The organism is Streptococcus suis (genome assembly GCF_002964575.1).
GTDB classification, from domain to species: Bacteria; Bacillota; Bacilli; order Lactobacillales; family Streptococcaceae; genus Streptococcus; species Streptococcus suis_R.
The window spans coordinates 1-26,176 of sequence record NZ_POQQ01000041.1; the positions used below are offsets into that span (position 1 = coordinate 1).

The 26,176-nt window shown below is 41.9% G+C and carries 37 protein-coding genes, 2 tRNA genes and 2 pseudogenes; 35 read left to right on the forward strand and 6 right to left on the reverse strand.

The genetic code is table 11. From position 1 onward, the window contains the following. Window positions 1-311: 311 nt before the first annotated feature. Window positions 312-1,428: pseudogene (locus C1E58_RS04550) on the reverse strand (IS3 family transposase). Window positions 1,429-1,519: 91 nt separating this feature from the next. Here C1E58_RS04550 and liaF point away from each other — a divergent pair. The 5 genes from liaF (at window position 1,520) to C1E58_RS04575 (ending at window position 5,813) form a co-directional block, all read left to right on the forward strand. Next, window positions 1,520-2,215, forward strand: coding sequence for a cell wall-active antibiotics response protein LiaF (liaF, locus tag C1E58_RS04555; RefSeq protein ID WP_105209519.1), 696 nt, complete (start codon window positions 1,520-1,522; stop codon window positions 2,213-2,215). After that, complete coding sequence (locus C1E58_RS04560) at window positions 2,212-3,228, forward strand: sensor histidine kinase (RefSeq protein WP_105114520.1); 1,017 nt, start codon at window positions 2,212-2,214, stop codon at window positions 3,226-3,228. The genes liaF and C1E58_RS04560 overlap by 4 nt, the downstream gene beginning before the upstream one ends. Next, window positions 3,200-3,841 carry a response regulator transcription factor gene (locus C1E58_RS04565; protein ID WP_105209520.1) on the forward strand — a complete coding sequence of 214 codons (642 nt, stop codon included), beginning with the start codon at window positions 3,200-3,202 and terminating at the stop codon, window positions 3,839-3,841. The genes C1E58_RS04560 and C1E58_RS04565 overlap by 29 nt, the downstream gene beginning before the upstream one ends. 198 nt (window positions 3,842-4,039) lie before the next feature. Continuing rightward, on the forward strand, window positions 4,040-5,440 hold the full coding sequence (locus C1E58_RS04570) for a bifunctional Cof-type HAD-IIB family hydrolase/peptidylprolyl isomerase (protein ID WP_105209521.1): 1,401 nt from the start codon (window positions 4,040-4,042) through the stop codon (window positions 5,438-5,440). 1 nt (window position 5,441) lies between these two features. After that, complete coding sequence (locus tag C1E58_RS04575; protein ID WP_105114523.1) at window positions 5,442-5,813, forward strand: S1 RNA-binding domain-containing protein; 372 nt, start codon at window positions 5,442-5,444, stop codon at window positions 5,811-5,813. Between the two features lie 20 nt (window positions 5,814-5,833). Here C1E58_RS04575 and cysK read toward each other — a convergent pair whose 3' ends face one another. The 5 genes from cysK to C1E58_RS04600 all read right to left on the reverse strand — a co-directional run bounded on the left by cysK (window position 5,834) and on the right by C1E58_RS04600 (window position 10,229). Beyond that, complete coding sequence (gene cysK, locus C1E58_RS04580; RefSeq protein WP_105209522.1) at window positions 5,834-6,760, reverse strand: cysteine synthase A; 927 nt, start codon at window positions 6,758-6,760, stop codon at window positions 5,834-5,836. Between the two features lie 228 nt (window positions 6,761-6,988). Further along, window positions 6,989-8,146 carry a tyrosine-type recombinase/integrase gene (locus C1E58_RS04585; RefSeq protein WP_105209523.1) on the reverse strand — a complete coding sequence of 386 codons (1,158 nt, stop codon included), beginning with the start codon at window positions 8,144-8,146 and terminating at the stop codon, window positions 6,989-6,991. 328 nt (window positions 8,147-8,474) lie between these two features. Further along, window positions 8,475-9,311, reverse strand: a complete 837-nt coding sequence (locus C1E58_RS04590) for a type II toxin-antitoxin system PemK/MazF family toxin (RefSeq protein WP_105209524.1) — start codon at window positions 9,309-9,311, stop codon at window positions 8,475-8,477. Window positions 9,312-9,323: 12 nt separating this feature from the next. Continuing rightward, window positions 9,324-9,707 carry an ImmA/IrrE family metallo-endopeptidase gene (locus tag C1E58_RS04595; RefSeq protein WP_105209525.1) on the reverse strand — a complete coding sequence of 128 codons (384 nt, stop codon included), beginning with the start codon at window positions 9,705-9,707 and terminating at the stop codon, window positions 9,324-9,326. A gap of 6 nt (window positions 9,708-9,713) precedes the next feature. Further along, window positions 9,714-10,229, reverse strand: a complete 516-nt coding sequence (locus C1E58_RS04600) for a helix-turn-helix domain-containing protein (RefSeq protein WP_238142238.1) — start codon at window positions 10,227-10,229, stop codon at window positions 9,714-9,716. 49 nt (window positions 10,230-10,278) lie between these two features. Between C1E58_RS04600 and C1E58_RS04605 the strand changes: the two genes are divergently transcribed. The 30 genes and pseudogenes from C1E58_RS04605 (at window position 10,279) to C1E58_RS12000 (ending at window position 26,151) form a co-directional block, all read left to right on the forward strand. After that, window positions 10,279-10,479, forward strand: a complete 201-nt coding sequence (locus C1E58_RS04605; RefSeq protein ID WP_105209526.1) for a helix-turn-helix domain-containing protein — start codon at window positions 10,279-10,281, stop codon at window positions 10,477-10,479. 70 nt (window positions 10,480-10,549) lie between these two features. Beyond that, window positions 10,550-10,876, forward strand: coding sequence for a hypothetical protein (locus C1E58_RS04610; protein ID WP_105209527.1), 327 nt, complete (start codon window positions 10,550-10,552; stop codon window positions 10,874-10,876). 73 nt (window positions 10,877-10,949) lie between these two features. Continuing rightward, window positions 10,950-11,204, forward strand: a complete 255-nt coding sequence (locus C1E58_RS04615; protein WP_002936992.1) for a hypothetical protein — start codon at window positions 10,950-10,952, stop codon at window positions 11,202-11,204. Window positions 11,205-11,244: 40 nt separating this feature from the next. Continuing rightward, window positions 11,245-11,493 (forward strand): hypothetical protein, encoded by a 249-nt coding sequence (locus C1E58_RS04620; RefSeq protein ID WP_105209528.1) that lies wholly within the window; start codon window positions 11,245-11,247, stop codon window positions 11,491-11,493. Continuing rightward, window positions 11,483-11,635, forward strand: coding sequence for a hypothetical protein (locus C1E58_RS12070; protein WP_161951270.1), 153 nt, complete (start codon window positions 11,483-11,485; stop codon window positions 11,633-11,635). Before C1E58_RS04620 ends, C1E58_RS12070 begins: the two co-directional genes overlap by 11 nt. Before the next feature lie 12 nt (window positions 11,636-11,647). Further along, the gene (locus C1E58_RS04625; protein WP_105209529.1) at window positions 11,648-11,872 is read left to right on the forward strand and encodes a hypothetical protein; all 225 of its coding nucleotides are present in this window, start codon (window positions 11,648-11,650) and stop codon (window positions 11,870-11,872) included. After that, window positions 11,856-13,157: an AAA family ATPase gene (locus C1E58_RS04630; protein ID WP_105209530.1), complete on the forward strand. Its 1,302-nt coding sequence runs from the start codon at window positions 11,856-11,858 to the stop codon at window positions 13,155-13,157. Before C1E58_RS04625 ends, C1E58_RS04630 begins: the two co-directional genes overlap by 17 nt. A 500-nt stretch (window positions 13,158-13,657) precedes the next feature. Beyond that, a pseudogene (locus C1E58_RS04640) lies at window positions 13,658-14,745 on the forward strand (ATP-binding protein). A gap of 47 nt (window positions 14,746-14,792) precedes the next feature. After that, window positions 14,793-15,212, forward strand: a complete 420-nt coding sequence (locus C1E58_RS04645) for a hypothetical protein (protein WP_105209531.1) — start codon at window positions 14,793-14,795, stop codon at window positions 15,210-15,212. Between the two features lies 1 nt (window position 15,213). After that, window positions 15,214-15,948: a hypothetical protein gene (locus tag C1E58_RS04650; RefSeq protein ID WP_105209532.1), complete on the forward strand. Its 735-nt coding sequence runs from the start codon at window positions 15,214-15,216 to the stop codon at window positions 15,946-15,948. Window positions 15,949-15,966: 18 nt separating this feature from the next. Next, window positions 15,967-16,530, forward strand: a complete 564-nt coding sequence (locus C1E58_RS04655; protein WP_105209533.1) for a hypothetical protein — start codon at window positions 15,967-15,969, stop codon at window positions 16,528-16,530. A gap of 9 nt (window positions 16,531-16,539) precedes the next feature. Next, window positions 16,540-18,123 (forward strand): DEAD/DEAH box helicase, encoded by a 1,584-nt coding sequence (locus C1E58_RS04660; RefSeq protein ID WP_105209534.1) that lies wholly within the window; start codon window positions 16,540-16,542, stop codon window positions 18,121-18,123. Window positions 18,124-18,131: 8 nt separating this feature from the next. Beyond that, on the forward strand, window positions 18,132-20,399 hold the full coding sequence (locus tag C1E58_RS04665; RefSeq protein ID WP_105209535.1) for an AAA family ATPase: 2,268 nt from the start codon (window positions 18,132-18,134) through the stop codon (window positions 20,397-20,399). A 389-nt stretch (window positions 20,400-20,788) separates the two neighbouring features. Further along, a complete protein-coding gene (locus C1E58_RS04670) occupies window positions 20,789-20,971 on the forward strand; it encodes a hypothetical protein (protein WP_238142239.1) in 183 nt (60 codons plus the stop codon). Further along, a complete protein-coding gene (locus C1E58_RS04675) occupies window positions 20,964-21,371 on the forward strand; it encodes a RusA family crossover junction endodeoxyribonuclease (RefSeq protein WP_105209639.1) in 408 nt (135 codons plus the stop codon). Before C1E58_RS04670 ends, C1E58_RS04675 begins: the two co-directional genes overlap by 8 nt. Then, window positions 21,358-21,576 carry a hypothetical protein gene (locus tag C1E58_RS04680; RefSeq protein WP_105209537.1) on the forward strand — a complete coding sequence of 73 codons (219 nt, stop codon included), beginning with the start codon at window positions 21,358-21,360 and terminating at the stop codon, window positions 21,574-21,576. The genes C1E58_RS04675 and C1E58_RS04680 overlap by 14 nt, the downstream gene beginning before the upstream one ends. Then, entirely contained in the window at window positions 21,563-21,793 is a 231-nt protein-coding gene (locus C1E58_RS04685) for a DUF3310 domain-containing protein (RefSeq protein WP_105209538.1), read from the forward strand. Before C1E58_RS04680 ends, C1E58_RS04685 begins: the two co-directional genes overlap by 14 nt. Then, window positions 21,790-22,092 (forward strand): DUF1372 family protein, encoded by a 303-nt coding sequence (locus C1E58_RS04690; protein ID WP_105209539.1) that lies wholly within the window; start codon window positions 21,790-21,792, stop codon window positions 22,090-22,092. Before C1E58_RS04685 ends, C1E58_RS04690 begins: the two co-directional genes overlap by 4 nt. Further along, window positions 22,093-22,299 (forward strand): hypothetical protein, encoded by a 207-nt coding sequence (locus C1E58_RS04695; protein ID WP_105209540.1) that lies wholly within the window; start codon window positions 22,093-22,095, stop codon window positions 22,297-22,299. It begins immediately after the preceding gene. A gap of 263 nt (window positions 22,300-22,562) precedes the next feature. Continuing rightward, a complete protein-coding gene (locus C1E58_RS11995; RefSeq protein ID WP_153055822.1) occupies window positions 22,563-22,823 on the forward strand; it encodes a hypothetical protein in 261 nt (86 codons plus the stop codon). After that, window positions 22,810-23,142 (forward strand): hypothetical protein, encoded by a 333-nt coding sequence (locus tag C1E58_RS04705; RefSeq protein ID WP_105209542.1) that lies wholly within the window; start codon window positions 22,810-22,812, stop codon window positions 23,140-23,142. Before C1E58_RS11995 ends, C1E58_RS04705 begins: the two co-directional genes overlap by 14 nt. Further along, complete coding sequence (locus C1E58_RS04710) at window positions 23,135-23,641, forward strand: DUF1642 domain-containing protein (RefSeq protein WP_161951271.1); 507 nt, start codon at window positions 23,135-23,137, stop codon at window positions 23,639-23,641. Before C1E58_RS04705 ends, C1E58_RS04710 begins: the two co-directional genes overlap by 8 nt. After that, window positions 23,638-23,781, forward strand: a complete 144-nt coding sequence (locus tag C1E58_RS12075; protein ID WP_161951272.1) for a hypothetical protein — start codon at window positions 23,638-23,640, stop codon at window positions 23,779-23,781. Before C1E58_RS04710 ends, C1E58_RS12075 begins: the two co-directional genes overlap by 4 nt. Continuing rightward, window positions 23,765-24,121: a YopX family protein gene (locus C1E58_RS04715; RefSeq protein WP_161951273.1), complete on the forward strand. Its 357-nt coding sequence runs from the start codon at window positions 23,765-23,767 to the stop codon at window positions 24,119-24,121. The genes C1E58_RS12075 and C1E58_RS04715 overlap by 17 nt, the downstream gene beginning before the upstream one ends. Continuing rightward, on the forward strand, window positions 24,114-24,338 hold the full coding sequence (locus C1E58_RS04720; RefSeq protein ID WP_105209545.1) for a hypothetical protein: 225 nt from the start codon (window positions 24,114-24,116) through the stop codon (window positions 24,336-24,338). Before C1E58_RS04715 ends, C1E58_RS04720 begins: the two co-directional genes overlap by 8 nt. Beyond that, entirely contained in the window at window positions 24,331-24,861 is a 531-nt protein-coding gene (locus C1E58_RS04725; protein ID WP_105209546.1) for a helix-turn-helix transcriptional regulator, read from the forward strand. The genes C1E58_RS04720 and C1E58_RS04725 overlap by 8 nt, the downstream gene beginning before the upstream one ends. Before the next feature lie 268 nt (window positions 24,862-25,129). After that, entirely contained in the window at window positions 25,130-25,303 is a 174-nt protein-coding gene (locus C1E58_RS12080; protein WP_161951274.1) for a hypothetical protein, read from the forward strand. Further along, window positions 25,294-25,815, forward strand: a complete 522-nt coding sequence (locus tag C1E58_RS04730; protein WP_161951275.1) for an ArpU family phage packaging/lysis transcriptional regulator — start codon at window positions 25,294-25,296, stop codon at window positions 25,813-25,815. The genes C1E58_RS12080 and C1E58_RS04730 overlap by 10 nt, the downstream gene beginning before the upstream one ends. A gap of 137 nt (window positions 25,816-25,952) precedes the next feature. Then, window positions 25,953-26,042, forward strand: a tRNA-Ser gene (locus C1E58_RS04735). Window positions 26,043-26,045: 3 nt separating this feature from the next. Continuing rightward, a tRNA-OTHER gene (locus C1E58_RS12000) sits at window positions 26,046-26,151 on the forward strand. The last annotated feature ends 25 nt before the right edge of the window (window positions 26,152-26,176 follow it).

The following is a 26,176-nucleotide window of genomic DNA, read 5'->3' on the forward strand; positions in this document are numbered from 1 at the left end:
CTATGTGAATGAGCTTCGTCGCTTGTATGGTCAAGATGCAGAAGTATTATGTGGCTATGAAGCTGGATGTCTTGGATTTACCCTATATCACTAGCTACAAGTTCACGGGATTCTCTGTATCGTGATGGCACCTACAACGGTAATGAAGAAAGGAGCTAAGCATGTCAAGACAGATAAGAAAGATGCGGCTCAGCTCGCAAAAGCTCTGGCCTTTCGTAGCTATCGGCCTGTTCATATTCCTACTGCTGAGGATGAACAAGTCAAAGGATATATCCGTATGAGAACAGACCACAAAGTGGCTCTGAAGAAAATTAAACAACAAATTCTTGCCTTCTGTCTCCGACATGATTTTCGCTATACAGTGGGAAGAAATAATTGGACACAGTCATTGGCGTTTGATAGTGTGGAAAGACCATGTTTGCGGTGGTGATTCCACCATAGGATTTACACCTTGATTTTAAGAGTTAATTCTTTTAGTGAATGGAAGATTTTTCTCAAGTTTGAAGGAATGATAAGTGCTCTCAGCTACGGCATTGTCATAGGAAAAACAGCTTGACTAAGTGAACGGGTGATGCTAAAAACCTCTAACAGGTCATCTATCAGCTGATTATCAAACTCCTTACTATGGTCAGAATGATGAAATATCTTGACTTTAGTCAGAGCGTTAGGAATGCTTTGAATGGCTTTTTTGACAAGCTCTGCAATCTTGTGCAATCCAATAATATCACGGTTAAAGATGTCAATGATTATGCAAACATAAGCTCAGCGATTGCCAACAAGAATGCAGGTCAAGTCAGTTACAATCGCTTCAAGTGGCTTTTCTTAGTTGAATTATCTAGCCAGAGGGTTTGGGGTGGGGACTTCATTCTTCCTTTAGAATGCAATTTAAAAGCTACTTTCTGCTAAACCGATACTAAATTCAGCCTCTTCATGATGCGACGAATCCGACGACGAGACAAATTGCTATCTTGTGTTTCCAGATATTTATTGATTTTTCTAGCGTCATATCTGGACTTACTGTCAAGAAAAATGTGCTTCACTATTTCTTCAAGCTCCGCTTCAGATATTAGTTCTACAACTTCGTAGTAATAGCTAGAGCGAGGAATGCTCAACCAACAACACATAGCTGAAATACTATGTTTATCCTTGTTAGCAGTGATTATTTGCCTTTTCGTGCCATACTCACAGCCGCTTGTTTTAGGATAACTAAATGCATTTCAAGTTCTTTATTTCGTTTTCTGAGTTCAATCAGTTCACTTGCACAGCTGTAAAATTATCAACAGACTTGAAGGAAATATTTATTCTCTCCTGCCGGATTCATTTGTTACAAGTCGAGGAAGTCAAATCATATTCTTTGTTCAGTTCACTGTGCTTTCTTCTCGCATTGTGAAAATCAACGATTTGTTGTTTGAACTTATCCGTAATGATGAATTGTTGATAACTATTTCGAATTGCCGAGTTCTATCCCGCTCCCTCTTTTGCCTAAAATTTGTTACAATAGTAGGGAAAGGATGCTATTATGAGAAAAGTTCAATTTTTTCTGCTGATAGAAAGTATGCTCTTTACCATGGCAGCTTTTGATGTTGTTGCCAATGAGGCCAGTCGGACCTTGTTGCTCTTCTCAGCCTTGCTGTTACTTGCTTGGTATTTTCTAGGACGACGTTTAAATAGTGTGTTACTGGTCAGCTCACTGTCACTATTGTTTCTGGTATTTGTTTTAAATCCTTACTTCATCATAGGGGTTATGCTACTCGTTGTTTATATGTTTATCAATTTTTTCTCGCGCTATGAGAAACGCAACCAGTACACCCAGATTGTATTTAGCGACTATGCTTTGCAGGTGCAAAAAGAAAAAAATAGGTGGTTTGGCAATCATGACCATTCACAAGACCGTTTTGGTTTTGAAGATATCAATATTGTCCGCTTGTTTGGTAATGATGTGGTTGATTTGGATAAGACAGTCTTGGTAGGGCGGGATAATATTGTGGTCATTCGTAAAACTTTTGGACGTACCAAAATTATTGTTCCCATTGATGTTGAAGTTTCCTTGTCGGCGACGAGTATCTATGGAAGAGTTAATTTCCTAGGTCAATCTCAATGGGATTTGCGGAATGAAAGTATAGCAATCAATAGTCCAGACTATCAGGAATTCCATAAACGCGTAAAGGTTGTGACCAATAATATTTTCGGAGATGTGGAGGTGGTTCGCGTATGAGAAAACGTACCTATTTCCTCTTGGCTTGGTTTGCCAGCCTGATTGTCTTCGTGGTCATTTCCTCTACCCTGCCCCTCCTCAACCATTCGCTTTTGGATGTCAATTTATGGACCTCTACGGAACAACTTGTATTCACTCTCATTCTGCTTGTTATCGTACTGACCCTCTTTTTAGCAGTCATGGTCCAAACGGTGAGCCTGGCTTCCACTCAGGTCATGCGAGCGAAGTTACAGGCTATTTTGAAAAATAAAAGTATCCGAACAGATAATGAGAATGATCAACTCCTGCTCCAGTTATCTGATAAGGTGAGAAATTTGACCCGCCAGGTGCAACTGGTGGATAATCAGGACTTGGTCAAGAGAGAAGAAATTGTTGAAGGTGAACGGAAGCGGATTGCTAGAGATTTGCATGATACGGTCAGTCAAGAATTATTTGCGACCAGCATGATTTTATCAGGTCTATCCTCCAGCTTACCCAATCTACCCCAGGAAACCTTGCAGGAGCAGTTGATTCTGGTCAAGGATATGATTGAGTCTGCCCAGAGGGATTTGCGAATCTTGCTACTGCATCTCCGACCGAGTGAGCTAGAGAGCAAGACCTTGGTAGAGGGCTTTGAACTTATCTTGCGAGAAGTCAGTGATAAGAGTAATATCATCGTCCATTTCCAACATGAAGTGGAAGAATTACCCAAGTTAATTGAGGAACACCTCTTTCGAATTGCCCAGGAAATTATTAGTAATACCCTGCGTCATGCCAAGGCCAAGCATTTAGATGTTTATCTCATTCAAAAAGAAACAGAGTTACAGCTGAAAATGACAGATGACGGAGTTGGTTTCCAGCAGGAACAGGATGGGGAGCTCAGCTATGGTCTACAAAATATTCGGGAACGGGTAGAAGATATGGCGGGGACCATTCAGATTCGCTCGGCACTGAATAAGGGTGTCGCCATTGATATCCGTATCCCATTATTGAAAGGAAAAGAAGATGAATACAATTCGAGTGATGTTGGTTGACGATCATGAAATGGTCCGTCTTGGTTTAAAAAGTTACTTAAATTTGCAGCCAGATGTGGAAGTTGTTGCCGAGGCTAGTGATGGTGAAGAGGGCTTGAGCAAGGCCCTAGAAGTCAAGCCAGATGTGGTAGTCATGGACTTAGTTATGCCAAAGATGACAGGTGTAGAAGCTACCTTGGCTCTGCTCAAAGAATGGCCTCAAGCACGGATTGTCATTTTGACCTCCTACCTAGACAATGAGAAAATTTATCCTGTATTAGAAGCTGGGGCAAAAGGTTATATGTTAAAGACTTCTAGTGCAGATGAAATTTTGACAGCCATTCGCAAGGTAGCGCGTGGGGAATTTGCCATTGAAACAGAAGTGGAGAAAAAGGTGGAGCATCATAAACGCCACCCTGACTTGCACGATGATTTAACAGCCCGCGAACGTGAAATTCTAACTCTATTAGCTAAGGGGTATGACAACCAACGGATCGCGGATGAGTCCTTCATTTCCTTGAAAACAGTCAAAACCCACGTTTCCAATATTCTTTCGAAACTCGCTGTTAGCGACAGAACACAAGCAGTTGTCTACGCCTTTCAACATGGCCTGGTAGCACAAGAGGAAGAATAATGGTATAATGGGGGAGTGGTAAAGAACTCAAAAGTATTTAAAAAGAGTTCGTCTTACCACCCCCGCACAGTTGATTAGGTCGGATTTGGAGTGTGAAATACGAACAAATCTGCCAATCAACCACTGCGCTGAGATGTTGACACGAACTCAGATAAGTGGATTGAGCTTGATGCTAAGTCCAGAAAGGATACCAAAATAGTGGATGCAAAATTAAAATACAAAGCCAAAAAAATAAAGATTGTCTTCTTTGATATTGATGATACCTTGCGTGTCAAGAACACAGGCTATATTCCTGATTCCATTCAGCAGGTTTTTAAATCATTGAAAGAAAAGGGGATTTTGACCGGGATTGCATCTGGTCGAACCCCCTATGGTTTGGTGCCAGAAATCAAGGCCCTCCAGCCTGATTTCTTTGCCATGATTAACGGTTCCTATGTTGAAGATGCCAAAGGAAAACTTGTTCATCACCAACCGCTTCCTCAGGAACTGGTGGAGAAAGTCATTTCCTGGACCAAGGAAGTTGGTATTGAATATGGTTTACTGGGGAGCCAAAAAGGAACCTTGTCTGCTCGGACGGAGCGGATTAGTCAGGTCATTGATCTGATTTACGAGGGTTTGGAAACTGACCCAGAATTCTACAAAGACAATGCTATTTACCAAATGCTGACCTTTGAAAAGGACGGTCAGGAAGTTGAATTGCCAGAAGAATTGCAAACTGATTTACGCACCGTTCGTTGGGATGCTATTTCATCGGATATTGTCTTGAAAGACTCTTCCAAGGCTGCTGGTGTAGCTAAAGTGGTTGAAAAACTTGGCTTGAAACCTGAAAATGTTCTGGTCTTTGGAGATGGACTGAATGACATTGAGTTGTTCGATTATGCCGGCATTAGCATTGCTATGGGGCATTCTCATCCCGAATTGCAAAAGCGTGCAGATTATATTACGAAAAAAGTAGAAGAAGATGGCATTTTCGATGCCTTGGAGAAATTAGGTATGGTAGAAAAAGAAAAATACTTCCCACAATTAGATTTGGAAAATGTTGAAGGACCGATTGCTCATATCAAGACTAATCATGGTGAGCTAACTGTAAAATTGTTCCCAGAAATTGCTCCAAAGACAGTTGCAAACTTTGTTGCCCTCTCAAAAGATGGCTACTATGACGGCATTATTTTCCACCGCATTATCAAAGATTTCATGATTCAAGGTGGAGACCCAACTGGTACAGGCATGGGTGGCGAGTCCATTTATGGCGCTTCATTTGAAGATGAGTTTTCAATGGAAGCCTTTAACCTTCGTGGTGCCTTGTCTATGGCCAATGCAGGACCAAATACAAATGGAAGTCAATTCTTTATCGTACAAAATGAAAACTTCCCTTACAATGCTAAAGAATTAGAACGTGGTGGCTGGCCAAAAGAAATTGCAGCAACCTATGTTGAAAATGGGGGCACACCACATTTAGACCAACGCCATACCGTATTCGGTCACCTAGCTAATGAAGCCTCATTTGCTGTTCTTGATGCCATTGCTGGAGTTGATACAGACTCAGCAGACCGTCCGCTTGAAGATGTAGTCATCGAAACCATCGAAATTGAGGATTAAGATGAGGATTGGCGATAAGATCAAGGGGACGGTGTCGGGTATCCAGCCCTATGGAGCTTTTGTGGATTTAGAAAATGGGACAACTGGTTTGATTCATATTTCTGAAATCAAGACGGGATTTGTTGATAACATTTATGACCACGTTAAGATTGGTCAAGAGGTCTTGGTACAGGTTGTTGACTTTGATGAATATACTGAAAAGGCCAGCCTATCTATCCGAACACTGGAAGAAGAACACCAAAAAATTCCTCGTCACCACCGTTTCACCAATGAACGAAATAAAATCGGCTTTACACCATTGGCCAAAAGTCTTCCGAAGTGGATAAAAGAATCGAAAGCCTACCTCAAAGAACAAAAAGAAAAGAAGGTTTAGGGAAAAATCCCAACCTTCTTTTAATTATCAAATTCATAGAGGGCAGTAGACAAGTACCGCTCACCGTTATCTGCCAAGATAGCCAATACTTTTTTACCAGCTCCCAATTCTTTCGCAACTTCAATAGCCGCGTGGATCGCTGCTCCAGATGAAATACCCACAAGGAAACCTTCCTGTCCACCAATTGCGCGTCCGGTAGCCAAGGCATCGTCTGATTTAACACGAATAATGCCATCATAGGCTGCTGTATCCAGCGTATCAGGAATGAAACCTGCTGAAATACCTTGGATTTTATGTGGGCCAGGTGCTTCACCAGATAGGACTGCCGATTCATCAGCTTCGACAGCATAGATGGCGATGTTTGGGTTGGCAGCTTTTAATACACGCGAAACACCAGAAACAGTTCCACCAGTACCAACACCAGATACAAAGGCATCCAGACCTCTTGCCCCAAAGTCTTCCAAAATTTCCTGCCCTGTTGTATCTTCATGAACTTTTGGATTGGATGGATTGGCAAACTGGAAAGGCACCCAGCCATTTTTTTCTTCCGCAATCTCTTTTGCCTTGGCAATAGCCCCCTTCATTCCCTCACTACCTGGGGTTAAGACAAGCTCAGCTCCATAGGCTTGGATGATTTTGCGACGCTCGATGCTCATGGTTTCAGGCATAACGATAATCACTTTATAGCCTTTTGCTGCACCGACCCAAGCAAGACCGATACCAGTATTTCCGCTGGTTGGCTCAACAATAGTATCTCCAGGTTTGATGGTACCAGCCTTCTCAGCATCTTCAATCATAGCCAAGGCGATACGGTCTTTGACAGAAGAACCTGGGTTGAAAGCTTCCAATTTGACATAGACCTCAGCAGCACCTTCAGGAACAATATTGTTAAGTTTGATAATCGGAGTTTTTCCAACTAATTGCGTAATATTTTGATAAATAGCCATAAGGCACCTCCAAATGATGTTACTACTAGTATATAGTAGAACTTCAAAAAAGTATAATATAAAAAAACTATCATAACGTTAAGAAAAAGCTATATCTAACCAGTCGTGGTATTTATGTAACAATTTGAAAACGTTGATATTACTAGCTTTTTTAAAAAATGTTTATTGTTGATATTGTCGTAACTCGGTGTAGTTGTCGGGGAATTGTCGGGAAGAAGTCGGGGAAAATTATAGAACTTTCTTGTCAAATAGATCAGTAACATTATGTGCGCGTTCTTCTTTGATATGGGTATATTGTTTGGTTGTTTGAAGGCTTGAATGCCCCAGGAACTGCATGACATCTTCTGGTCTAGCTCCAGCAATGAGCGATTGAGTGGTAAAGAAGTGACGCATAATGTGCGGAGTGATATAGATGCCACATTCCCCACTTACTCGTTTAAAAATTTTGTTTAAAAAAGCAGGTCTTTCCAAATAGTATTTATTATTCTTTATTCGGATGCTCAGGTAATCCTTTTCCTGCTCAACAATGACGTCCGCTTTCTTTTTGACTTGTTTTGCTGTCTCCATGATCTGTAACAACAACTCACTGCCTCTGTCATTTAAAACGACGTAACGCACAGAACTTTCTGTTTTTGTTCTTCCAGCACCATCTTTTGTCCTGTTGGAACGAGAGTCTCTTATATTTAAGACTGCTCGATTATTCGAATCGAAAGTAACGTCCATGAACCTGATGCCACAGACTTCCCCGCGTCGAAGTCCAAAAATAGTCAGGTAGACAAATGCAAAATGTGTGGTCGATAGTAATTCTTCTGCGGTTTTTATCCACGTTTGAAAATCATCGATTTTTAACTCTTTATTAAGAGGTTCTAACTCTGATTCCCCGAGATAAATGCCGGACAATTTATTTTGTCTAAGATTTCCATTTTTGACAGCATCGTTTAAAATGGAATTCAAAAGTCGATTACTGGTAAGCACACTATTTCTGCGGTACTGGCCAAGCATTTCTGCCAGATGTTCTTCATAATCGTTGCGATTTATTTTTTTAAGCGGGAGGTTTCCCCACTTTTCTTTTATCATGGTACGATAAATGCCTGCGTTAGTGTAGATGGATGTGTCATTCCATTGACCTGTTTTTTCTTTCTTTGCTGAGTAGATTTCCCAGTATTCATTTAAAGTCAGTTCTAGGTTGACATCCATTTCATCATGATAAATTCTTTCTTCAATATCCCTTAGAATTCTCTGGGCGTCCTTTAAGCTTCGTAGTCCGCTCTTGTTAAATTCTTTCTTGCTACCATTAACAAAGTATCCTCTGCGGACATAGTAACGCAATCCTTTTTGGGTTTCGTACGTAAAAATATTTGGGTATTTTGTTTTTGTATATTTCATTCTCTTTTCCTTTCTGTAAGACCAATCTGGACAAGGTTTTTTCGAAAGGATATTGGCATCACCTCCTTAAAGTGATATAATTAGAGTACGCAAAAGGTCCTGCTGAAAAGCTGGTCTTTGCTTATTGGACTACCCTACACTTCGGCTTTGGTCGGTTGGAAGTGTGGGGATTTTTTTATTTGTTTTTTTGAGGGAGAATTCATAGAAAAAACCTCTGCTCGATGAACAGAGGTTTCAAATTGTCCTCAAGGGACGAAATCATTTATTTTGTCGTCTAGCGACCTTATGATTCAATTGTAACCTTTGTTCTTATTTTTGTCAACAGATATTATAAAATATTTTTGAGTGCATCGTCGATTATGTCAAGAGTTTCAGCAGACAAGGTTATATCTGTCAGCAAAGATTTCTTGTTAATTGGGTCCAATAGTCTTAATTTGCTGATTGTTGTTACTTGGTTCAAAAGAGCAATACTTCCCATTTTTAAATTTTTGATTTTGTTAATCAATTTTTCAAGATATTCTGATTGTGCAGTCATATCTCTGACGATTTTATCTACCTCTTGTTGCTCAGAAGTCACATTGGATAGTTCGTTCTCGAAGTATTCTTCAAATCTTGGATTTAAATCCTCTGAAACTACCTGATCTTTTAATATTGACTTGAGTTCGGCGATTTTCTGATCTATTTTTTCTTGCTTTTCTTCAAAAATAATCTTTTTTTCAGTGATTAACTTGATATTATTCTGCGCTTTCTGAATAAGCAATCGATGGATTTCATTAGATAATGATAATTGGTAGTATTTAAGATTGTCTACATCTGTTGTCTCTTTTATTGAAGTAAGCGGAAGAATATGCAAGAGGGTGTTATTTCGTGAATCTTTCTTGTTTAACACAATGGCGTAGTGAATGCCGCCGTATTCGGTGCCAACATTGAAACCTAAATCTACGTAAACAATGCTACCGCGTTTAAAAGCGGGGATACTTCTAGGATTGAATTTCTTTTCCTGTTTCAAATATTTTGTCCAAGACTCAACCCATTGACTGATTTTGTCAGCTCGAGCATCATCCGGGTCACCATTCTTAGTCAAATGATGAAGATACTCCTCTAATTCTGTAATCGTTTGTGCGACATAAAGCGCAATTTCGTCATTTGTTCTGCCGCTAGCCATCTGTTTCTCCTTTCAACCAACTAAATTTAAATACTCTTCCTTGATCATAGCTTCATCGGCTATGGTCTTTAATTTGTACTTTTCCATAAAGCGAACGTAATTAAATTCTCTGACATCGTCCATCAAGGCCAATTCTTCTTTGACCAGGTAATGGATCATATTCCTATCCGCTTGTAATTCATACTGTTCACGTCTTCGGTCGTATTGTGCCGGGTCGTGATTTTCATGGCCCATTTCGTGGTAGATGACTTTCTTGTGTTGGATTTCATCCAAATAGGCGTCAACTGCAATCATGTTCGCACGCTTGTTGTATATGCCTTTCTTGTCCGTATCTCTACCGTCAAAATAGACTAAATCAATGCCACGCTCTGCGCAGACTGATTCTGGTGTCATCATAGGCAACTATTCCTTATCTCTGTTTTTCATGCGAGTTTCGAGGATAGAGGCAATGAGGTCGATATCCTCATCGTTGAGAGGCATGCCGTCATAAGACATGGACTCTGCTGCCATTTCCTTGAAGTCGATTGCGGGAGTGGGTTCCTTTGTGGGGGTGTCGCTAATTTTTCCATGAAGAATGTAGTCTGTGGAAGTATCTAGCATTTCAGCCAATAAAATTAGTTTTTTGCCAGTTGGCAAATTCACTCCGCTCTCCCATTTTGAAATTGTGCTTTGAGATTTGTAACCAAGTTGATTAGCTATGTCTAATTGCTCGAACCCTCTCATTTCTCTCAGCTCTCTAATTCTTTGCCCTACTTCAGGGTATTTTATCTTTGCATCAGCCATGGTTTTTACCTCTCTATTCATAGGTATATTATAAGTAAAAAGTGATTTAATATCAAGTGATTTTGTGCAAATATCAAAAAAAGATGAAAAAAAATCAAAAAAACGCTTGACAGATGATTTATAATCATGTATCATATAGTCAAAGTCAAGGAAATGACTTAAAATCATGTGAAAGGAGAACTGAATGGCAAAACCAAAAATCACAATTGCAGAACTTCGTGCAAAGAATAATAAGATGAGCCAAAAAGAACTTGCTTCAAAAATCGGTGTTGCTTATCAAACAATTGGAGCATGGGAAGATGACATTACAGTCATTAAAGGCGATAATCTATTAAAATTGTGCGAATTCTTTGAAGTAAGTTCGTCTGATTTACTTGGACGTTAATTTTTTAAAACATACATGATTTTTTATCATGTAGGAACTACCCAACTAACAAACTAGAAAGGAGAAGGGGATGGATGAAAACTTGCTAGGGATTCCATGCGGACACAATCCAGTTGTTTTAGGTAGTGTGGTCGACGGGAATACCAAAATTTTCGGAGAAATCGTGACTGTGTTTAGTGGCGATATTATCTTTGGAAATCTGACAAAACTAGATGTGCAGACGGAATGCGATAATGTCAGATTATCAGATTTGTACGAAAAGTATAAAGATGATATCCTACCAAACGATAGTTTATATGTCGTTGTCACTAATGGCTTATCTGGAACTATTTACGATTGCGGACATATCAAACGTGGGATATGGCATATATTTGCAAAGACTGCAGGCTATGCCTAGCACGCAAAAAAACTACTGCGGGAACAGTGGCTTACAAAAATATTCACTTAAATTATAACATAGGAGGTCTATTATGGACAAGATATTTGTTGACTTGTCCGACTGGATAAAATCGATAATAAGAGACGTTGTAAACGAGATTTTACTAGAAAAGGACAACGACGACGGTTTCCCAGAAATGATGAACCGAAAGGATTGCATCAGATTTCTAAAGGTTGACGGGACCGTCTTTGATAAATACAGAAAATTACCAAATTTCCCTAAAGAACAAGAGGGAACAAAATGGAAAAAAAGAGCCATTAAAATTTGGCTTAGCGAAAAAGACTAAAAGACCAATCTGGACAAGGTCTGAAACGAGGAAATAATTTATGACAGAAGCATTATTATCATTATCAATTTTCGCCCTGCCGATGTTGGCAGCAGGCATTGTGGAACAGAGGAAACTGGAAAGACAACGGATGCGTGAAGAGTTCGAAGAAATTCGTCGCAGAGACTACCTGTACGGCTTTAAGGCAGGTATGGGGTATCAGAGTACCTGCAACACAGAAACGGTTCGTAACGGGCTAAAGAGAAATGCCCAGCAAGTGGATAAGGAGATGGCACGGTATGCAGGATAATCACACAACAGTTGAAATCAGTGTTGAAGAATATGTTCAACTACGGAATAAGGTAAACGACTTGCAGACAGAAAATCGGTTCTTGAGAACGATTGTAGATTCTGTGGCGGTTGTGATGAAAAATAGTGGGATTTGTAAGTAGAAAGGAAATCAAATGGAAGTAAAGAAAGAAACTAAGACAACCTATCATCATGTACGTTGCAGCAAGGAAGCCTACGACCAAATCGTAGAAATTGCCAACGAATGTGATTTGACTATCGCAACGGTATCAACATCGCTATTGCTATATGCGTTGAATCATGCTGAGGTTATCAGCACAGAAAAAGTCGTCAAAGAAAGTCGTTTAATTATCGGAGGAAGCTATGACAGTAACAATTAATAGGCTCGAAATAGAAAATGTCAAGCGTATCAAGGCGGTCAAAATCGAGCCGTCTGCAACAGGTTTGACAATCGTCGGCGGGAATAATAACCAGGGTAAGACAAGTGTGCTAGATGCAATTGCTTGGGCTCTGGGTGGTAATAAGTACAAGCCTAGTCAAGCTCAGCGTGAGGGCTCACAGGTACCACCAACGCTTAAAATCGTGATGTCTAATGGTTTGATTGTTGAGCGCAAGGGGAAGAATGCCAGTCTAAAGGTCATTGATCCAAATGGTCAGAAAGGCGGTCAGCAGCTGCTGGATAGCTTTGTGGAAGAACTCGCTATCAATCTGCCTAAGTTTATGGACAGTACACCAAAAGAGAAAGCTGAAACGCTTTTGCAGATTATCGGTGTTGGCAACCAACTGGCAGAGTTGGAACTCAAGGAAAAAGAGCTCTATAATAACCGTCACGCTATCGGCGTGATTGCTGACCAGAAGGAGAAGTTTGCCAAGGAACAGGAATACTATCCAGAAGCACCGAAAGAGTTAATTAGTATCGCAGACCTCATCCAGCAACAACAAGCAATCTTAGCCAAGAATGGCGAGAATGCTCGGAAGCGTCAAAATGTAGCCACTATCAAAATGCAATATGAAAACGCTGAGTCTGCTGTGGACCGATTGAAACAGGAGCTGGCCAAAGCGATTGATGAACGTGATAAGTACAAGCAGGACTTGGCTATCGCGCAAAAAGATGCGATTGAGCTACACGATGAATCAACTGCTGAAATTGAAGCGAATATCCAGCAGATTGATGATATTAACCGCAAGGTTCGAGCAAATCTTGATAAAGAAAAAGCCGAGGAAGATGCTAAAGAAATTCGTCAGAAGTACAATGCCTTGTCAGTCGAAATCGAAGATGTTCGCAAGCAGAAGCGTGATTTGCTGACCAATGCAGACTTGCCGTTGGAAGGTCTGTCAGTTGATGACGGTGAATTGCTCTATCTTGGTCAGCGCTGGGACAACATGAGTGGTAGCCAACAACTGCAAGTTGCCACTGCTATTGTCCGCAAACTCAAGCCAGAATGTGGTTTTGTGCTCATCGACAAGTTGGAGCAAATGGACCAAGTCACGCTGCAGGAGTTTGGCGAATGGCTGAAACGTGAAGGTCTACAAGCCATCGCAACACGAGTATCTACTGGTGATGAGTGTTCGATAATAATCACCGATGGATATTCCGAAGAAAATCCAAACCATGAATCTAATAAAAATACAACTACCAAACCTTCTTGGGAAGGTGGATTTTAATGGGACAATTTATTGATATTACAGGGCATAGATTCGGTGAATTAACTGTAGTAGAGCGGTCTCAATATACAGGGAGAGAAGTGTTTTGGAAATGTCGGTGCGATTGTGGCAGAGAAATCATTACTAGAGGGTCATCTCTTAGGAATGGTTCATCAACAACCTGTGGTTGTTCTAGAGTAAGACACGCAAAAACAGGTAATGCAAAGCGTACTCATGGTTTTACTGGAGAGCGACTGTACAGAGTATGGATGGGCATGAAACAAAGGTGCTATCTAAAAACACATAATCGGTATGCGAATTATGGTGGAAGAGGTATCACAGTTTGCGCGGAATGGAAAGATTATTTGAACTTTAGAAAATGGGCGTTTGCTAATGGATATGATCCAAATACTCCGAGAGGGAGTTGTACTATCGATCGTATAGATGTTGACGGAAATTACGAACCGTCAAATTGCAGATGGGTAGACTCAAAAATTCAAGCGAAAAATAGGAGGTAAAAAATGCAAATTACAAAAGGTAAACGGGCACGGGCTCAACGTGTGGTCATCTATGGTCCAGAGGGGATTGGCAAGTCTAGTCTAGCAGCTCAATTTCCCAATCCGCTCTTTATTGACACAGAAGGCTCTACGGATAACATGGATGTGGCACGGGCTGACAAGCCGACAAGCTGGACCATGCTAATGAATCATATCGCATTTGTCAAGGCCAATCCGACAATCTGTCAGACCTTGGTCATTGACACGATTGACTGGGCAGAAGCCTTGGCATTGAAATACATCTGCGCTCAACACGGCAAAAGCGGTATCGAAGACTTTGGTTGGGGTGCAGGATACACCTATCTCATTGAAGAAATTGGACGGCTATTGGATAGACTGCAGGAGCTTGTGGAGCTTGGTATCAACGTGGTGCTAACTGCTCATGCCCAGGTAAAGAAATTTACCAAGCCAGATGAAAATTAGGTGGCTATGACCGTTACGAGCTCAAGTTGAGCAACAAGAAAACGGAAACCAACGTATCTGCCAAGGTCAAGGAATGGGCTGATATGGTCCTTTTCCTCAATTACAAAACATTCATCGTAACTGATGAGAAGACCAAGAAGCAGAAGGCACAGGGTGGTCAACGTGTCATGCAGACAACGCACTCGCCAAGCTGGGACGCCAAGAACCGTCATAACTTGCCGGAAGAACTGCCTATGGACTTTGCTGGGATTGCGCACATCTTTTCGACACAAACGCAAGCACAGCCAGCTCCAGTACAAGAACAACCTGCACATGAACCCGCGCACGCAGTACAAGAACAGGTTCAAGAAGTGGTACCTACACAGCCAACTCAGTCAACACCGACATCAGACATCAGTCTGCTAATCCCACAAAGTCTACGTGATTTGATGATTGGTAGTAAGGTCACGCAAGATGAGGTTTTGCAGGCTACCTATGTCAACGGTATCTATCCGCTGGGGACACAGGTTGAAGCGATAGATGCAGGTTATTGGGAATATATGGTAACTGTCTGGGATAAGGTGCTGAATGTTATTAACACAAAAGTACGGACTAATCCAGAGATGCCCTTTACAGTCGAAGGTAACTAGATTCAGACCATTTTGGGTCTTAGAAATGATAGCGAGGTTAAAGCTAAATGGATAAAACAATTAAGTTGGACTTATCCGCTCTCGGTGAGGGTGGATTACAGGAAAAGGTTGATAAGGAATTGGAGAAAGTCTTCGACAATATCCTTGATCCAAATACTGATAGCAAGGTTGCTCGTAAGCTAGTCATCACGCTAACCATGAAAGCTGATGACAGTCGAGAAGTGGTCAGCACAAGCATGGATGTTAAATCCACGCTTGCACCACAAACAGGTGTCGCTACTACAGTACTTGTCGGCAAGAAAGACGGCAAGACTTATGCGAACGAGCTTAAGAGTAACATGCCTGGTCAAATGTATTTTGACGATAAGGCACAGCTTCGCACAGATACTGGACAACCAGTAGAAGAAATCGAAAAAGGTATCAATGAAGATGTGATTGATTTTAACAAAAAGAAAGTAGGTAACTAAAATGACGGAAAATATAAAAGATGCGTTGGAATATGCGGTTGAATTAGCAAACAAAGAAGAAAAGATTATTGCTGCAGGCAATGGTAAGCTCTATTATGACGGAAATGTGCACTCTTTGAGAGAGCTAGATGCTAGACCAATTCCACCTCGGCTTTATCTTAATACCTTAGATAGTCTAGTAGATTATTTGAAGACTGATTTGGATCAGCTAGGAAACAAACGTGTATTGGTTGTTGTTGAAAGTCCAAAAGAAGTAACTGTTTACGAAGAACTGGATAAAGACGCTAATCGTGCGACATTGGTCGAAGTTAGGTCAATGACGCCAGACATCCATTTTGGACGATATGAAGAAGCATCTGACTTTAACATCATGCTGCAGTCTCGATTTGTAGACGCTGAAGACCGTGGCACAGTCCTTGAATTTGCTAGTGCTTTGAAGATTGACAATGGTACAGAAATCGTTGATAACGGTGTGAGCCAAACTGCAACTATCAAGACGGGTGTAGCAAGCCTTGGTCAAGCCAAAGCACCAAACCCTGTTACTTTGCGACCATATCGGACATTTGCAGAGGTGGAACAACCTGCTAGCCAGTTTATCTATCGCATCGACAAAGCAGGCTACATGGCCTTGTTTGAAGCTGATGGTGGCAAATGGAAACTGGATGCAATTAATAACATTGCTACTTACTTAAAATCTAAACTTGGCGAACAAGCCAACATCACAATCTTAGCTTAATTAAAGGAGAATATCAGAATGACACAACAATACAATCAACCAGAACGCGAACTTGGATGGGAAGATGAAATTACCTTGGATGGTGGCGGATTCGTCACACTTACTCCAGGCGATTATCAATTTACGGTGACGGGTATCGAACGAACCCGTCACACGCCTAATCCTCAAAATCCAGGAAAGCTACCTGCATGTAACAAAGCAGTTGTATCTATCGAGATTGAAACTGCAGAAGGCACAGCACAACTGAAACACAATCTGTTCTTGCACACTTCAACAGAGGGGATGTTATCAGCATTCTTCGGTGCGATTGGCCAGAAGAAACATGGTGAGCCATCGCGCATGAACTGGAACATTATTGGTGCTAAAGGTGTTTGTAGCGTTAACAAACGCAAGGGGACTGGTAAATATGCTGACCAGGAATTTGACAATATCAAGTCTATGATCTATGCAGATGATGTTGATTGGTCTAAAGTGCTAAATGCTGGCCAGCCGACACAACCTGCTTATCAACAACCACAGGCACAGTACCAACAACCAACACAGCCGACACAACCAGCTCAAGGTGGCTTTACAGGATTTTAGGAGGTGTAGATGCAACTACGAGATTATCAAGAGGAGGCTCGTGGTGCAGTCCAGCAGGAATGGCAATCAGGTCGCAAGCGGACCCTATTGGTCCTACCAACAGGATGTGGCAAGACGATTGTCTTTTCCAAAATTATCGAAGACCGTGTGCGAATGGGCGAGCGTGTGCTCGTCCTTGCTCATAGGTCAGAATTGCTGGAACAAGCCTCTGACAAGCTAATGACTGCTACTGGACTGGGCACAGCCTTGGAAAAAGCAGAAAGTACCTCTATCGGCTCATGGTTTCGGGTTGTGGTCGGGTCAGTACAGACTTTGCAACGCGAGAAGCGGTTGAGCCAGTTTCCGCCGAATTACTTTGACACTATTATCATTGACGAAGCTCATCATGCTATCTCAGATGGCTATCAGCGTGTCTTACAACACTTTGACGACAGCAATGTTCTTGGTGTTACGGCAACACCTGACAGATCTGACAAGCGAAACCTAGGGCAGTATTTCGACAGTCTAGCCTATGAATATTCCTTGGTGCAGGCTATCAAGTCTGGCTACCTGTCAAAGATTACTGCTGTAACAATTCCCTTGACCTTGGATTTATCAAGTGTGTCTATGCAGTCGGGAGATTTCAAGGCGAGTGACCTTGGTACTGCGCTGGATCCATACCTTGAGCAGATAGCCGATGAGATGGTCAAGCAGTGTGCGGACCGTAAGACCGTGGTATTTCTGCCATTGGTAAAGACATCGCAAAAATTTCGTGACATCTTAAATGCTAAAGGGTTTAAGGCTGCCGAAGTCAATGGAGAGTCCAAAGACCGTGCAGAGGTCTTGGAAGACTTTGACAAGGATAAGTACAATGTCCTTTGTAACTCTATGCTCTTGACAGAGGGCTGGGATTGCCCGTCAGTTGATTGTGTAGTCGTTCTTAGACCGACTAAGGTACGGGCTCTGTATAGCCAAATGGTGGGCCGTGGTACTCGTTTATTTCCAGGGAAAGAAAATCTATTGCTATTGGACTTCCTGTGGCACACAGAACGCCATGAGCTTTGCCGACCTGCTCATCTTATCGCAGGCACAGAAGAAGTAGCCAAGAAGATGGTTGAGAACATGGAAGAAGAAGCTGGTGCACTCTTTGACATTGAAGAGTTAGAAGTCAAATCAGCAGAAGATGTAGTAGCTCAACGTGAAGAAGCACTAGCTAAACAACTGGAAGAAATGCGGAAACGCAAGCGTAAGCTAGTGGATCCGTTGCAATTTGAAATGTCCATCCATGCGGAAGATTTGGTGGACTATGTGCCGGAATTTGGAATAGATATGACACCTCCAACCGAAAAACAATTACAAGCATTGGAGAAGTTCGGTATCTTCACAGACGAAATTGGCAACTTTGGTAAAGCAAGCAAGTTGTTGGATAGACTTAACAAACGAAGAGATGCTGGTCTTACCACACCGAAGCAGATTAGATTTCTGGAGCAACGTGGCTTTAAGAGTGTCGGTATGTGGTCGTTTGAAGCGGCTAGTAATATGATAGACCGTATCTCTGCCAATGGTTGGAGAATGCCAAATGGCATCGTGCCAGAAGAATATCAACCAGGATAGGAGAGTAAATGACAGAAAGAGAATTTGACCTCATCCCATTGCTTGATTACATTAACCCAGCCGCTCTGTCATATCAGGACTGGGTTAATGTAGGGATGGCTCTTAAACAAGAGGGCTATACTGCGATGGATTGGGATGTATGGTCACAGAAGGACCCTATTAGATACAAGCGTGGGGAGTGTTTTAAGAAGTGGGATACATTCCAAGGTGGTAGTCTTGGTGCAGTAACTGGGGCAACTATCACTCAAATGGCTAAAGACAATGGCTGGGTGTCTGAATTTAAAATGACCGATGATACCCATGAATTAGGCTGGAATGACACTATTGACCGTGATTATAAGATTGTCGACAAGAACTGGGTGGAATCGAAAGAGATTCGTGAGCCTCTCAACTGGGCACCAGTTCAGGAATTGATTACTTACTTGGAAACAATCTTCAATAGCACGGATAACGTTGGCTATGTCACACAGACCTATCAGATAGATACTGATAATGGGCCGATATACAAACCTACACAAGGTGCGTTCGATAGGACGGCTGGTGAATTGATCCAGCTCTTGCAGAGTTGTAACGGTGATATTGGAGCGGTCTTTGGTGACTATAAGGAAGAAGCAGGGGCATGGATTCGTTTCAACCCATTGGATGGGAAAGGTGTTAAGAATGACAACGTGACTGACTTTAGATATGCCCTGGTCGAATCCGACAGCATGGAGCTGGGTAAGCAGTACGCTCTGTTTAAAGAGCTGGAATTGCCGATTGCTGCCTTGGTCCACAGCGGGAAGAAATCCCTGCACGCTATCGTCAAGGTAGATGCTAGAGATTACCAAGAATACCGGAAGCGTGTGGACTACATCTATCAAATCTGTAAGAAGAACGGACTGGACATTGATACCCAAAACCGTAACCCCAGTCGATTATCTCGGATGCCTGGTATCATGCGAAACGGCAAGAAGCAGTTTTTGATTGATACTAACATCGGTAAGACCAACTACGAAGAATGGTACCAATGGATCGAGGATCTAAACGATGACCTGCCAGATCCAGAAGGACTTGCAGACTCTTGGGAGAATATGCCAGAGTTAGCACCAGAACTCATCAAAGGCGTGCTCAGACAGGGGCACAAGTTACTCATGGCAGGTCCGTCTAAGGCCGGGAAGTCGTTTGCCTTGATTGAGCTCTCAATTGCTATTGCAGAAGGTATCAAGTGGCTGGGCTGGGAATGTACCAAAGGCAAGGTTCTCTATGTCAATCTGGAGCTGGACAGACCATCGGCATTACATCGTTTTAAGGATGTCTATACAGCTATGGGTGTGCCAGCTAATAATATCCAAAACATTGACATCTGGAACTTACGTGGTAAGACCGTTCCAATGGACAAACTAGCACCGAAGCTCATCCGTAGAGCCTTGAAAAAGGACTATATAGCTGTCATCATCGACCCGATTTACAAGGTCTTGACGGGCGACGAAAACAGTGCAGACCAGATGGCACACTTTACCAATCAATTTGACAAGGTAGCGACCGAGCTTGGTTGTAGCGTGATTTACTGCCACCACCACTCAAAAGGTAGCCAAGGCGGCAAGAAGTCCATGGACCGTGCAAGTGGCTCAGGAGTATTTGCCCGTGATCCAGATGCCTTGATTGACTTAGTGGAGCTAGAACTGACAGATGACTTGATTAAGATGAGGTCTGACAAGGCTAGCTGCAGTATTTACCAAAGAGCTTTGCAGGAGCGAGCTTTGGACTACTACCAACAGTATGTCAGCTTGGACGACTTAGAAAGTAGAGCGCAAATGCGGGATCACTTTGAAAAAGCTATCAAGGATGTATTGGTCCGCAAGGTCTATACAGACGAGATTGCCAAGGTGGTGCATGCTGTTGAAATTTCTACTGCTTGGCGTGTGGAAGGTACGCTGCGGGAGTTTGCCAAGTTTAAGCCAGTCAATATGTGGTTCAGCTATCCAGTGCATTACGTAGATATATCGGGCGTGCTGGCTGATATTCAATTGGATGATACTAATTCAAAAGGCTCTCCCTGGAAGAAGAATTTCGAAAAGAAAGAAACTAAAGAGGATAAAGCCAAAAAAGTCGAAACTGCAATTAGTGTCTTAAATGATGGAATTGAGCCTGTTACTCTCGAGGGTTTGGTGGATTATTTCTCTACCGAAGAGAAGCCAGTGAGCGAAAAAACGGTCCGCAGATGGATAAAAAACAATGGGAAATTTGACATTGTAAATAAGGAAATCGTACCAAAAAACTCAAATATTGATGAATAGGGACAGGGACATATCGAAGGACATTATTCGATATGTCCCTAGGGACACATGGACATTTTTCGATATGACCTTGTGTCCCTGAAGAGTTAAAAACGAGGGACATTTCGATTAATTATTCGATATGTCCGAGGGACAAACCGAGGGACAGAATATCTAACTATTCCATAGTGTAGATATTTGGGAAATGTCCCTAGAGGTCCAGAAGAACAGGTACAGGAACAAGGGGGCTATGCATCCGCCCCTTGTAACCCTGTAACCCTGTCCTTCACTCTGGACTTAAGGCGAAAAAATAAAAAATATGGAAAGGTAAAATAAATATGTCTAGGACACTGGGAGCTAAAAATAAAAATCATAAACGACGCTCAAAAAAATTGTTAATAGCAAAAAATATGCCGCCACTATATCACACATTACCTGGACAAGATTTTGCTCGCGAAAAATCTCAAGTACTAAAATGGTTAGCAGATGCTCCAGAAATTCAAGATTGGGTAATGGAACAATTAAAATCAGCAGGCTATATCGTCTACGATCCTGACACTGGTCGATGGTGTGGGGTGGACTATGGTGCTTGAATTTTTCCTGCCGATGAAAAAAATACCGACTGTGACACATCAGCAAAAACAGGTCCGAGTGATCAACGGGAAGCCACAATTTTATGAGCCAGAAAAATTAGCAGATGCCAGGGCAAAATATGAGGCATTATTGGCAAGGCACGTTCCTCCAGATAAGCTGCAGGGTCCAATTCGTCTGACAGTCAAATGGTTATTTCCTCGGACAAAGAAAACGAAGCATGGCCAGTACAAGACGACTAAGCCTGATACAGATAATCTGCAAAAGTTGTTAAAGGACTGTATGTCTGCAGTTGGATTTTGGGAAGATGATGCCCAAGTGGCCAGCGAGATTGTCGAAAAGTTTTGGTCTGATCAAGTCGGTATTTATATCAAAGTAGAGGTGCTGGATGAATTACATTGAATTTTTTGAAAAAGAAGTACCTGCATGGATGCGAGCCAGTAACCAGAAGATGCAAGAAGTTGGATTTAATACACAGGCATACTGGAACTGGGTTGTGGTATCTATGGCGGAAATCAGCAAGAAGTACAACAATGACAGACTGGTCATGAATCAGTTTGAAATGATTTTCGAGTGGCTAGAGGAGAAAGCAAATGGAACAATTTAACAATGTGACCAAACCAAAACACTACCAAGGTAAGTATGGTATGGAAGCTTTGGATGTTGTCAAGAATTTTATCGGCAATCTTGCAGGTGAGCGCGCCTACTATTGGGGGAATGTCATCAAGTACCTGTTACGGTTCCAACAAAAAAATGGTGTCGAGGATTTGAAGAAAGCTAGACAACATTTGGATTGGTTGATTGAGGAGATGGAGGAAGTATGAAGAAGTATCTTTCAGCGATTGCTAACTTTTATATTTGGTTTTCAATCTTGGCGACACCTCTAATAGTCGTGTACAAGTTTGATGAGTTGAGTCAGAAATTAAAACAACCAGTCATCATCTACCAAGTCGATAACACTGGCGCAGAGATGATTGGTAAGGTCACAGACAAGGGCATTATCGACGGTCACTACTATGTCGAAGTTGGTACGTATGGAAAGTTCTTGGTGACCAGAGAACAGTACAACGAGATTGAAATCGGGCAGGATATGCCTGAGTATTTGAAAGGACGGAAGAAGTAGATGACAGTCGATGAGATTATAACAACCTGTCACAAAATCAATGCTAAGCCCAATATCCATCTAGGAGAGGCGCAGGATGTGTACGAGTCCAAGGATGGACAGATGCGGTATTACGTTAACAGGAAGAATGGTGTGGCTTATTTGTACGCTACGCAGAAAAGAGGTGAGTTTTTATCGGTGGTAAAACATGGACAGAAGACGAACTAGATTTTCTACGGCTGGCTGCAGAGGACAAAGAGAGCAGCCTTCAAGACGTCGCTGAGTTTTTGGGGAGGACTCCTACTGCTGTAAAAATTAAGGTTTACAGATTGATGAGAGGCACAAATAAAGGCGGTTTGTTTTGGCGACGCTGGTCAGCTGAAGAAAAAGAAAAACTACGACAACTATATCCGATAGTACCAATGGAATCTTTGTGTGAAATATTTAAGCGAAATAAGATAGCTATTATAGGTCAAGCGAGCAGACTAGGAGTGCATAAACACAACTGTATTTTCCGTAACGAAGCAGAAATCAGAAAATTAGCCAATCAAGGTTTGACTTATCGTGAGATAGCTGAAAGGACGGGGGATACTACCAAGAATTTGAGGGAGTACACCTACCGTTATGGTATCAAAGTTCGGCATGAACCACGTAGCAAGAATCACCCTTGGATTAAAGATAGGGAAATAATGGACGCACGGAATAAGCGTTGGAGAAAGGAACATTTGGAGGAAACAGATGAAAGGAATTAAAGTAATTGATGTTGGTAGCAACCCAGAAGAAACACAATTCGGAACGTGTGAGCTTTGTTTTAGTTATGGTGTGGCAAGCAATCCGTACATGGTTTTGGAATTTCCAGATGGAACTCAGGTTACACATGACACATATTATTGGGATTGGGGAGATTATTGGGAGTACGACGTAGATAATGTTGTTGATTTCTCTGCATGGTTGAGCGAGCGGGATTTGACAGATGAAGAAGTTGAATATTTAAAAGGTGACGGCACGCATGTGTTGCTTGAATTGATAAATGAGTATAACTACCGAGAAAGTGAGGAAACAGATGAATAAGCAGGAACTTGAAAAACAAGCAGAAGCATTATATACAGATGTCAGAAGTTTTTTAGATAACACTTTTGAACTAATTGACCAAATCCACGAACCGCAGAAGGTTGTGGTGCCGAAGTTCGTGGCGGAGTGGTATGATCATGCGAAACAACAAAATTTTACGTTAAGTAGCGCACTGGAACATTGGTCAATGTCGGAAGAACTTGAAAAATGGTTTCAATATTCGTACAATCAAGAAACTTTCGCCCGTGCCTGGCTGGACAGCTACGAGGTCGAGATGGAAAAGCTGTATACGGTTGAGATACCGAATCCGAACAATAGATTTAGCGTGGTATTCTTGACTAAAGAAAAAGGGAGAGTTCACATTGGAACAGGTGCTTTCTCTGGCAACACACCAGACGACAAATGGAAAAAAGACCCAAATACCCACCTCACCGAATCCGAAATCAAACAGGATTTTGAGTGGGCGTGGGAGTGGGCTGAGCCTGTGGAGGTGGAGTGATGAGGTCGGAAAAACGTAGTTTAGCTATTAACGAAATAAAAGAAGCGCTTGAAGGTAAGTTGGTGAAGAAGATTTGCAACGGTAGAATTTGGGTAGTGAGAGATGTTAAGAAGGAGGCAGAAAATGATACCGAAGTTTAGAGCATACAACCCAGCAACGAATGATTGGTATAAACCAGAGGAAGTTTTCGTTAGTGATGGAAATATTTATCTTGATGATGATGATTTTGATGAGTTGACACAAAACAACGACGTTACCCTCATGCAATCCACTGGGCTGTTCGATGTCAACGGCCAGGAGATTTTTGAAGGAGATGTGGTTAGAATGCACTCTGGAGAATTGTTACCTGTAAGATTGCACCATGGAATGTTTGGACCTGTTTGTTATTATGTCAGCAGCGTTTTTGAGAAGGTAGGGAATATTTTTGAAAATCCTGAATTGACAGAACATCCAGACTTTAGGGAGGCAACCAATGACTAACCAAAAACTAGGCATCCTGCTGGTTGATGTGCCAGAGCCGAGATTGTTTGAGTATTATCCGCTTGTATTGGATAGACATTATAACGGAGGGACTTTCTTTCTAGATGGTTACGATGAAAAGAACTTTATGAAGGCAGTTGCCTACAAATGCACCAAAGAAGAAGCAGTAAAACACCCACAATTTAAGTGGGTAGCGTTGGAGGAATTATATGATTAAACGGCATCGTTTTAACAAACATGCACCTAAACCCGAGCCAGAACCGTATGTAGAAGGCACGTTGAAAGACCTGCGGTTGAAGCTTGGCATGACGCAGAAAGAGCTTGCGGAACTATTGGAAGTCCCTAAAACAACTATATGTCATTGGGAACGCAAACATACCAATCCACCTGATGTTATACATAAATTGCAGAAGATGCACGAAGATACTAAAGACCATATCAAAGACGATGGCATCGATATCATTAGGAAAGTAGGCTATATCAGACTTCGACTAGGGATATCGTATGACAGGCTAGCGCAATTGATAGGAGCTGGTCATGGCACGACTGTTAAAGGTTGGTTGGACGGTGCGACACCACAGATGAGATACTTAGCGGAAATCAACCGCATGTACTACGAATTAAAGAGTCAACATAAACCGAAGTCCCGAAAACATCGACCGACTTTCTGTCAGCTAAATCCACTGGACAGAACTTCATGGAAAGCGGAAATTGAAAGCCCGGTCATTGCGTGGCGATGACTTAAGGCCTCCCGATTGTCGCAGGTCGGTTGGTCATTCTGCCAAAATAAAAAAAGAAGGAGGAACTCCTTTGCGAAATAAATATACACATTATGGACCAATGGCAGTACGGTCAGCCACAGAAATATAAAACTTTACAGTCGTTGTCCCTTGTGGATTGTGGTAAAACAAGGGAAATATTGCAAATAAAGAAAGAACTTACCTAGATATTCACCGTCTGGCGCTCTATTGTGGTGTGGGTGTCAGACAATATTTTGGAGGGCAAGCATTGATTGAAAAAGAATTAAGAAAAGATCGTGATTTTTGGATTGCAGTGGCATTAGAACGCAAAGAAGAAATTGATTATTGGCAAACAATGGCTAAAAAATACGAGCAAGAAATTCAATTGTTGAAGAATCAGTCAGCGGTTAGGCAAGAAAAAAGTATCATTTCATGGAAGTAAAAAAAGCCAGCACACTTGTACTGACTGTGAGTAAAAACCTAAAACTATTATATCACAAAAGGAGTACGGCAGTGCGGTTATTTAAAGAAATAGATAAGTATTTTACGAAGAAGAACGCTTACGAAGTGCTAGAATTATACAGACGGTACGCTAGAATGGCCGGCGAGGAATACACACCAAAAGTGACTGCCACGTACTCTTTTGAACCAAAACCAAGTGGATTTACTAACAAAGCTACTGAAATCCAGGTCACAAATAGAGTTGCTGCGTGCGATGAGTTAGAAGAAATCACCAAAGCGATTAACAGAGTTATAGACCCGTACATTAGGCAGATACTGATTGAGAAGTATTGCAAGTGGCACATTAAGCAAGATAAAGCTATCTATACCGATTTAGGGTATTCTGAAAGCGAGTTTTATCGTATGCTCGAGCGTGGAGCGATTGAGTTCGCTGAGAATTACCGTGGCGGTGAGTTGCTGGTTTTTCGTAAATTTTTGGGAGACATTTGCTAGTAACTTGCAAGTGAATGAGCGTTTTTATGTAGTAAAATAGTATTATCGGATACCGAGAAGAGATATGTATTTACATTTTTCAGTCATTATTAATTGACAACCAATCTCCTTAGAAAATCGTGTGTGGTATCTGTTATGGAGAGTTGGCAGAGTTGGTCGAATGCGCCCGTTTGCTAGACGGGTGGCCGCCTACGTGCGGTCCGTGGGTTCGAATCCCACACTCTCCTTCCGGGAACATGAGCCAAGATTGGAAATTGGCAAGGGTAGCGCCCTGAGCAAGTCCGTGCGACGTCCACGGCATAACGCTATGTGCAGGTTCGATTCCTGCTGTTCCCGTTTTAAAAACTAGCGCTAAAAATAA